A 9032-nucleotide genomic window follows, 5' to 3' on the forward strand; every position below is an offset into this window, starting at 1 on the left:
TCTGTGCTGTTGAGAAAGGATTTATAAGTACGATAACACCTGCTATTACTAAAAGAACTGAGAGGATAAGATAAATAGGTTTATTGCCGCCAACATTTATCTCTCCTTTAAGAACACTAAATATATTAACCAGGCCATTTACTATCATGATAAGGCCAAATACTATAAAACTATAATTTATCAAGAATTCCGGATTGATAATCAGAAAAATACCTAGGATAAGAATTAATATTGCTATAGCTATAGTAAGGATCTTCAAAAAGCTGGTACCTCTTATCCTTAGTGCTATAATTAGTCTTATAGCGCCTGACAGAGCAAGTACTACGCCAACTGCTCCGTAAATTGCACGTGTTGTAGTTGCAGGAGCTACCCAAAAAAGAATTCCTACAAGAAGTAACATGATACCGGTCAGGATCTTGTCTCTTATTAGTGACATTTTGCGCCTCCTTAAACTTTTATTAATTTGAAATGATCATACAATTTTATTATATGTCTCTAAATGGATATAAACAAATATCGATTTATAAATATATATTAAAATAGTATAAATGAAGAAGGTGTCAACAGTCTGGAACGTGTATAAAGAAATTAAGCTATACTTAAACAACTAAGAGTATGATAATACAAAAAAGAGGAGAATATATTATGAGAAAATTAGCAGTGATCAGTATTGTATGTGCTCTATTAGTATCTGCAACAGGATGCTCAGGATCAGATGACGCGGCAGCACTTAAAAGCGCTGGAGCAGGTCAGCCACTTAATCAGGAATCACAAAGTGCTGAAAGCGGCATATCACAAGGAGAAGATGCTGGCGTAGAGGCAAGTAGTGAAGCATCTTTGGATGATGCATCTACAAATGGCGATAGTGTTACAGAAAGTAATAATACATCAGACTCTGCTTCGTCCTTATATGAAGCATTCAAGCAGGGAAGCGGCAAAGTAAAATATAGAAAAACAGAAGGCGACCGTTTCTTTAATGCCAGTGAATATCAGGAGCAGGTCCTTACAGAAGGATCATCTTACACACTGGATGAAATTATTGGTGCTTGCCAGAAAGTTGATGAAATGCTTGCAGAAGGAACTCCTGAAGCTACTTTTACAGATATTGATTGTGGACAGGACGGAGTACCAGAGCTTCTTGTAGATATAGAATTTAATGAATCTTCTTTTGTTTCCATGGTAATCAAGGAAATCAATGGTGAGCTTGTACTATGCTATGATCAGGAACACGGATACAGAACTGCTCTTATAGTGAATAACGATGGAACCATAGAAATTTCTGGAAGTAGCGCCGCTAACATTCACGGAGAAGAGTATGCCTTTGTAGATGCAAACGGTGATTATAAGTTTTTCTATGGCTGTGAAGAAACCTTACAGCTTATGGATGATTTCTATGCATATCCATCTGCAGTAGAATCTGCCACTATCTCTGTAGAAGGCCTTGATGGCGAACATATTGGAATACATATGTATTATTTTGAATCAAACGTAGAGACAAGAACCAACTACTATCAGTATTTCATGATCAATGACAACTATGAAGATGTAACAACAGATGCTGATTATGATGATTCAAATGCTGTAAAGCAGGCCTTTGTAAATGCCGGCATAACACCTTATACACAGACAGAAATAGACAAGATGATAGCCGACAAAAAGGCCGAAATTGGATATCCGGATTGATAACGTTTGATATCAGGCTGTTTGTGATTTAGCCAATTCGGCATCCCAAAGGTTTCTGATATCCTGGAAGCTTAAGCCTTCAGCTGTAAGTTCTCTGTACATCTTTTCATTTACAGCACGGTCAAATATCGTATATAACATCTCGTCATGATCCTCAAATTCAGGATCAAGCGCATATTCACTTATATCTTTAAAGCCCAGCCTTCTAAGAGCATTATATGCTTCGCTACAGCCCTTCTTTTTGTAATGAACGGTATCATAGCATCCATCAATGTATGTAATGCGAAGAAGGTCCGGGTTTTCTTTATCTATTTCAATATAAGCAATAAGTGTCTTATTAAACAGATAGCCTTTTATATCGAGCCAGTTCTTGCTGACCTTTATCTGTGTATCGTCAGATCCATCTAAAGAATATCCGGAGTTTATAGGTGAAAACTCTTCATTTTCAAGCATCTCGTCAAGTTCTTTTTTGGTATATTCAGCGTTAAGGATTGGTACACAAAATACACGATTCATGTAATGTAAGAGACTATATCTTATAATGATATAGCCTAAAAATGATATTATAAGAACAGCTGGGATAGCATTTATAACTGTTTTGCTTAAAATTCCGATCACAAGAATTAATATGGCAATTACAGGAAGGAAAAGTGATCCAATAAATGCCATTAGCTTTTTCAAAAAAGCAACTTTAAATTCGTTCTTCTTAATTATATCCATAGTAATCTCCCCTCTTAGAAAATACTTCTTTGATTGCACTATAGCAAAATGATTTAACAAATTCAATGAAATTTCTAAGGAAACTTTACAAGAAGTATTAATTATGAGGCTTAAGATTTGAAGTTTGCTCTATGATGTGTCATTTACTTTTCTTTTACCGAAAGTTTATATACTCTAGTAAACCATTCAAAGAAAGGGGTATATAAATGAGTAGAATATACATACTTACTGGAGCTGCAGGCCTTTTAGGTAGCAATACATCCAGACAGCTGATTGAAAACGGTGAGCGCGTAAGGGCATTTGTTCTGGAGGGAGATCCTGCAGCCAAATATATCCCTGAGCAAGCAGAGATCGTTTATGGAGATCTTTTAAATACAAAATCTCTTGAAAGACTATTTGACGTACCTGATGATAGTGAGATCTATGTAATACATAGTGCAAGTATCGTTACACTTAATCCAAACCCAAATCCCAAGGTTCATGCAGTAAATGTTGATGGTACTAAAAACATCATCAATATGTGTCTTAGACATAATGTCAAGAAGCTTGTATACATCAGTTCTACTAGCGCAATTCCTGAGCTTCCACATGGTCAGAAGATTTATGAAACGGATCATTTCCTTCCTACAGATGGTCTTGTTGGATACTATGCTATTACCAAGGCTGAAGCTTCTCAGGCTGTACTTGATGCAGTGGCTGCATATCCGCAGTTTGATGCTTCAATAATCCATCCTTCAGGAATCTGTGGCCCTAATGATTATTCTTTTGGACCTGTGGCACAGATGGTCAAGCAGTACATCTCCGGAGATATCAAGATGGGACTTGAGGGAACCTTCAATAGCGTAGACGTAAGGGATCTTGCAGCCGGCGTAATAGCATGCTGTGATAAGGGCAAAAGAGGCGAATGCTATATAATGAGCAATGAGCTTGTTACAATGAAGCAGCTCTTTGATATTATCAATGAAACTGCAGATCTTGATATTAAAGCTAATATACTTCCTAAGGGAATTGCCAAGATGGCAGTTAAGCTTTTAAGAGTACAGAGTAAATTCACAGGTAAAGAGCCGCTTCTTAACGATTTTGCACTTTACAATCTTACACGTAACAATGATTTTGATTGTACTAAAGCAAGAAATGAACTTGGGTTTACCTGCAGACCATTTGCCGAGACCATAAAGGATGAGGTTGAATGGCTAAGAGAAGAAGGGCGAGCTTCTGAAAGTACAGAAAAAGTTAATATTCCTAAAGCATCCTAAAGAATATTGTATTAAACTATTGTATTTAAAGCCTTATATTACTAATAATATAGTAAAATTATTAGTAGTATAAGGCTTAGTTTGTATCATAAAATGGAGAAAATGGTAGTGGCAAGTCTACGATGCTTGAATGGGGCATATAGTTAATACGGTATGCGCATCAAACCCAGAATAATCAATGCTGTTCAGGTTACTATTGTTTTGATATATGGTATCTTTTTGGCTATCACGCTGAGTATAAGAGATATTGCAAAAATAAGGACTGAAATAACAGGAACGCCGATAAGAGGATTAATGGTGGCTACGCTGATATTAAAGTATCTGTCAAGAATATCCCTTATTGCATAGTGAATCAGATATATACCAAAAGTATAGCTTCCTATCCACAGCATTATTTTTACAAAGTTAGAATCTGAAGCTTTTTTATTTAGCTGCGGTTCTTTGCTTTTAAAGAATGCAAAGATACCTGCGGATGCTAATACGACAAATGGATTGGTTTCCAGCATGAAGGTATATACATTTCTTCCTGTATATACAGAAATAATTACAGTAAGGATAGCAGATACGATAAGGGCTGGGATAGAAGCATAGACTATTAATTTATGCCACTTACCAAGGCCATAGCTATGAATATAGTGCCCCATCATAAAAAGACCAAGGTATCCCGGAACAAAGGAAGCCTTTATATTCTCAAGATTTCCAAGGATTTTTCCAAAAAGGTAATAAACTTTACTATCTCCGGCTACTTCTTCAAAAAATGTGCTGGTGCCTGAGATCAAAGTCAGAATATCAAAAAGGATTATAAGCCATATCATGTACAAGACTATGGATCGGTTCTTACTGATAAGACTTAGTACAGGATATGCCATATAAAGGCCTATGATCATAATTGGATACCACAGATGATCAGGGAGCTTAAATAATCTTTCAATAAAATACGGAAAGTCCTCATGATCTATTATTGTATAGAATAAAGCATATATAATGATCCAGGAGATGAGGCATATCAGCATGCGCTTAACATAACGGCCATAAATGTCGTTGATACTTATATCATGGCCGCGGCCAAGCAGAAGAGCACCTGATATCATACAGAAAACGCATACGCTAAAGCGGGCGCCTATATTGTAAAATGCCTGGATGATCCAATTCGAAGAGCCAAGTTCAATTCTAAAAAGATTTGCTCCTGAAACATGAATTACAATTACAAAAAGTGCAGATAATACGCGAAGATATTCAATATAGAGATAAGTTGTTCTTTGGTTTTTGGAACCATTCATAATTTTATACCTCTTTTTATAATGTATTTATCAACGTAAACTACATATTATTTATAGATAATGGGCTTTCTGATGGGGCTGTTATAAAAGGAAATGAAAAAGAATTCTGCATATCTTGTATACTCTGAGTTTTGGTGAAGAGTTTATATGCATTATACCATCCTATTATATCGCAAAAACATGCAAGATGTCTTATGTACCGCCTGTTTTTATATTTATTAACGGACATATTTCAAATCAAGGATTCAAAATAGTTTACTTGAGGCACTTTTCTTTTTGACAAAAATGTATTATTATATAGTTAGCAATTGCTAACAAGGAGGATTTTAAAGACGTGTTTAAGACAACAGTAAAGATTGAAGGAATGGCCTGCTCGATGTGCGAGGCTCACATTAAGGATGTCATAAGGCAGACTTTCCCTGGAGCTAAGAAAGTTACAGCTTCCCACAGTAAAGGGGTAGCAAGTTTTATTTCTGAAGATGTAGATGAAGGAAAGCTTCAAAAAGCTATAGCAGATACAGGCTATACTTACGTATCTTCTGAAAGCGAACCTTATGAGAAGAAAGGCCTGTTCTGGTAAAATAATATAATTATAAGCCGCAAGAGAATTCTCATTTGGGGCTTAGAAAGAATAGGTTAATATATGGATATTATGGTATTTTTGGGAGTACTTGTAATTACAGTGCCGTTCATAACTATAATAAGCTTTATGAAAAAGAAGATTTTGCATACTGGCTTTTATAATGCCGGTTCCAATCGGACGTCCCAAAAAGGAAAGCATCAAAAAAATAATTTTGAAAAAAGACAAGGACAAGCGTAAAAGCTTGTCCTTATTTATTAACATACAACTATGAAATTTATGTTACAGTTCATTCATCAAGAAGATTGGTCATACTCTTCATGCTAAGTCCGATAGTTGATGCATTGTGAAGGAATGCTGTAGTTGTTGGAGTGAAGATCCCAAGCATACCCATTATGATCAGGAAAGAATTAAAGCCTATGATCGAATTATAATTAAGGTTAATCCTTCGCATCAGCCCGGTGCTGAGCTTTCTCAGTGTCAAAAGACTGCTAAGATCGTCCGAAGATATGGTTATATCTGCAATTTCCATTGCTATGGAAGCACCGCTACTTACAGCTATACCGGCATCTGCTTCTGACAGGGCAGGAGAATCGTTGATTCCATCGCCTATCATGATAACTTTCCTTCCGGCTTCATGCTCTTTTCTTATAAAATCAGCTTTGTCTTCAGGTAGAACTTCAGAGAAGTACTGTGTAACTCCGGTCTTCATTGCTACAGAATGAGCTGTTCGTTCGCTGTCGCCTGTCATCATGACTACCTTTTCAAAACCGGCTTCTTTGAGCTTCTTGATAACAGAAGGTGCCTCTTCTCTAAGAGGGTCTTCAATCAGTATAACTGCAGCCAGTTCTTCACCGATTGCCATGTAAAGGTGCGAATATTCAGGCGGAAGAGCATCGAATTTATCTGTATATCCATGAGGAACAGTGCATTTCTCGTCTTCAAAGATATAATGATGACTTCCTATGCATACCTTCTTGCCGTCTATTGTACTGGATATTCCATGTGCGACGATATAGGTTGCTTTAGTATGCTTTTCTTCGTGAATAAGTCCTTTATCTTCTGCAGCTTTGACAACCGCATTGGCAATGGAGTGAGGATAGTGCTCTTCAAGACATGCTGCAAGTCTCAGCATTTCATCCTCGTCCTGATCCCCAAAAGTAACAACCTTGGCTACCTTAGGAGTAGCATAGGTGAGTGTACCTGTTTTATCAAAAACTATGGTATTTGCTTCTGCAACGGCTTCCATAAACTTGCCGCCCTTAACAGATATCTTATGATCACCGGCTTCTCTCATAGCTGAGAGAACGGATATAGGCATGGCAAGCTTGAGTGCGCAGCAGAAATCTACCATTAGTATAGAAGTTGCTTTGGTAGCATTTCTGGTAAGTAACCATGTAAGAATAGTAGCTCCAAAAGTATATGGTACAAGTCTGTCTGCAAGGTGTGATGCCTTGGCTTCAGATTCTGACTTGAGCTTTTCAGATTCTTCTATCATGGCAACAATACGGTCATATCTTCCCTGACCTTGTGCTTTTTGAACCTTAACGACAATCTCGCCTTCATCAATAACAGTACCGGCATATACCAGAGATCCTGCGTCCTTATGAACAGGTTCGGATTCGCCTGTCATGGCAGCCTGATTGACAGAGGCATCACCACTTTCAACTATGCCGTCAAGAGGGATCATGTTACCTGTTCTGACTACGATATTGTCATTTTCTTTAACATCAGATACATTAGCAAGGATTTCCTGGCCATCTGATGCTATTATCCATACTTTATCTACGTTAAGGGACATGGCTCTTGCAAGATCATCAACTGACTTCTTGTGTGTCCAGTCCTCCATCATCTCACCCATCTTAAGAAGGAACATTACATTGCTTGCTGTCTGAGGATCACCTCTAAGAAGTGATACTGCGATGCTAGTTGCATCCAGAACTGAGACTTCAAGCCTTCCGGATAAGAGACAACGAAGCCCTCTGAATATGTATGGGAGAGCTCTTATATGAATAATAATTCTCCTTATAGAGAACGGTATGATGAATCTTCTCACAAGCTTATTGGCTATATGGAAGAACATCTTTTCTTCATATTCGATTCGAAGCAGCCTTCCGGTATGTTCCGGCACGGCAACTTCCATACTGTCGTTATATTCGGAAAATGCTTTTATCAGATCATCTCTTTTAGATATTTCATAGTGAACAATGGCATTAGAAGTACGCTCATTGACTTCAGCCTTATGTACAAATGAAAGAGAAGAGAGATAATATTGGATTTTATCTGCTTCAAAACAGGACATATGGCGCACAGAAATATGTACACGCATACGTCCCCTGCTTTCGTGCAATATCTTACAATTCATACTTTGCCTTTCAGTTAAAGTCGTATAACGTTTCAGATGTTACGACTTAAGCCTCAGCTTCAGCGAGAACAGCCTTTGCATCTGCAATCTCTTTGGCTTTCTCATCAGCATATCTCTTCTCATTGATCTCTTTAGCGTCAGCACTTATATCCTGGCAGTTTTCTTTGATGTTTGTATAAGTTTCAAGGCAAGTATCTTTGCATCTGAATGCTGCAGCTGTTATGTGAGTGTAGCATTTCTTTGCATCTTTACTGGAGAGAACCTTAACTCCTGCTGTTCCGATCACAAATCCACATGCGATCTTACCTAATGTACTCCATCTACTCATAATTATTTCCTTTCTTTAGTAAAAAAAATTCCGAATTGCTTTACGGGGTTTAATAATTATAACCCCATGCCGCATGTGAAGTTATGGCTAACTTATGAGAAAATTTCTCAATAAGAAAATAATGAAAACATGGGGCAAAAACAAAAAAATTGCTTTATTTTATATTTTTTAATTGATAACATTATAGTTAGAGATCAAAATTACCGATTATATTAATATGACGTAAAAAAGGAGGGTTTTAAAATGAAGTATCATAAGTTTTTTGCATGGGCAACAGTAGCATGTTTTATCCTTACAATGATCACAGGTTATAAGAAGCAGTAATACTGCCACAATGAGGGATATTTTATGGCGAAGAAAAAGCACGAAGATCTGTACATATCCGATTCCGGAGTCATGGTAGACCGAAGTTTCAAGAAGGTTACATTTTTTGTAGTGTCTTGCAGAATAATGAGTATTATTCTGATTATACTTGGTATTGCCGCATTTATAGAAGGAAACTTTTAAAATGTAACTTTTGTAAGGGGCTATAAGGCTTATGATAAGCCTGCAACTTTTACATTTATTTTGCGACTTTTAAGGAGCTGCAATCTATGGAAGGTTTTAAAAGACGACTTTATGAGATCATAGAAGTTTCCCACGAGGGTGACTATTCAAGTAAAGCTTATGACACCCTTATGACTGTTGCAGTAATAGTGGGAATGATACCTTTAACATTAAAAAAAGATAATAACTATACTGTGATGATAGAGTTTCTCACAGGAATTATCTTTTTGCTTGATTATCTTGCCAGGGTTTATACCGCTGATTATAAGATGGG

At 37.0% G+C, this 9032-nt stretch carries 9 protein-coding genes and 1 pseudogene; 5 read left to right on the top strand and 5 right to left on the bottom strand.

All coding sequences use genetic code 11. The annotated features are described in order from the left end of the window. The coding region (locus K6G87_RS19260; RefSeq protein WP_296840935.1) for a DUF308 domain-containing protein at window positions 1–436 on the bottom strand (436 nt) is incomplete at its 3' end. A 209-nt stretch (window positions 437–645) separates the two neighbouring features. On the opposite strand from K6G87_RS19260, the gene K6G87_RS19265 reads away from it, so the two are divergent. After that, window positions 646–1683, top strand: a complete 1038-nt coding sequence (locus K6G87_RS19265; RefSeq protein WP_296840938.1) for a hypothetical protein — start codon at window positions 646–648, stop codon at window positions 1681–1683. Window positions 1684–1695: 12 nt separating this feature from the next. Here K6G87_RS19265 and K6G87_RS19270 read toward each other — a convergent pair whose 3' ends face one another. Further along, window positions 1696–2403, bottom strand: a complete 708-nt coding sequence (locus K6G87_RS19270; RefSeq protein WP_296840941.1) for a hypothetical protein — start codon at window positions 2401–2403, stop codon at window positions 1696–1698. 206 nt (window positions 2404–2609) lie between these two features. On the opposite strand from K6G87_RS19270, the gene K6G87_RS19275 reads away from it, so the two are divergent. After that, window positions 2610–3659 carry an NAD-dependent epimerase/dehydratase family protein gene (locus K6G87_RS19275; RefSeq protein WP_296840943.1) on the top strand — a complete coding sequence of 350 codons (1050 nt, stop codon included), beginning with the start codon at window positions 2610–2612 and terminating at the stop codon, window positions 3657–3659. Window positions 3660–3844: 185 nt separating this feature from the next. On the opposite strand, the gene K6G87_RS19280 is transcribed toward K6G87_RS19275, so the two are convergent. Then, window positions 3845–4939 (bottom strand): acyltransferase, encoded by a 1095-nt coding sequence (locus K6G87_RS19280; protein ID WP_296840946.1) that lies wholly within the window; start codon window positions 4937–4939, stop codon window positions 3845–3847. Between the two features lie 334 nt (window positions 4940–5273). Between K6G87_RS19280 and K6G87_RS19285 the strand changes: the two genes are divergently transcribed. Continuing rightward, window positions 5274–5519, top strand: a complete 246-nt coding sequence (locus tag K6G87_RS19285) for a heavy-metal-associated domain-containing protein (protein ID WP_296840949.1) — start codon at window positions 5274–5276, stop codon at window positions 5517–5519. Window positions 5520–5808: 289 nt separating this feature from the next. On the opposite strand, the gene K6G87_RS19290 is transcribed toward K6G87_RS19285, so the two are convergent. Further along, window positions 5809–7884 (bottom strand): heavy metal translocating P-type ATPase, encoded by a 2076-nt coding sequence (locus K6G87_RS19290; RefSeq protein ID WP_296840952.1) that lies wholly within the window; start codon window positions 7882–7884, stop codon window positions 5809–5811. A 46-nt stretch (window positions 7885–7930) separates the two neighbouring features. Continuing rightward, window positions 7931–8212 (bottom strand): DUF6110 family protein, encoded by a 282-nt coding sequence (locus tag K6G87_RS19295; RefSeq protein WP_296840957.1) that lies wholly within the window; start codon window positions 8210–8212, stop codon window positions 7931–7933. A gap of 348 nt (window positions 8213–8560) precedes the next feature. Here K6G87_RS19295 and K6G87_RS19300 point away from each other — a divergent pair, with 348 nt between their 5' ends. Together K6G87_RS19300 and K6G87_RS19305 are read left to right on the top strand one after the other, a co-directional pair. Then, entirely contained in the window at window positions 8561–8719 is a 159-nt protein-coding gene (locus K6G87_RS19300) for a hypothetical protein (RefSeq protein WP_296840960.1), read from the top strand. Window positions 8720–8805: 86 nt separating this feature from the next. Beyond that, window positions 8806–9032, top strand: a pseudogene (locus K6G87_RS19305) (ion transporter); the annotation flags it as partial.

Source organism: Butyrivibrio sp. (genome assembly GCF_024699075.1).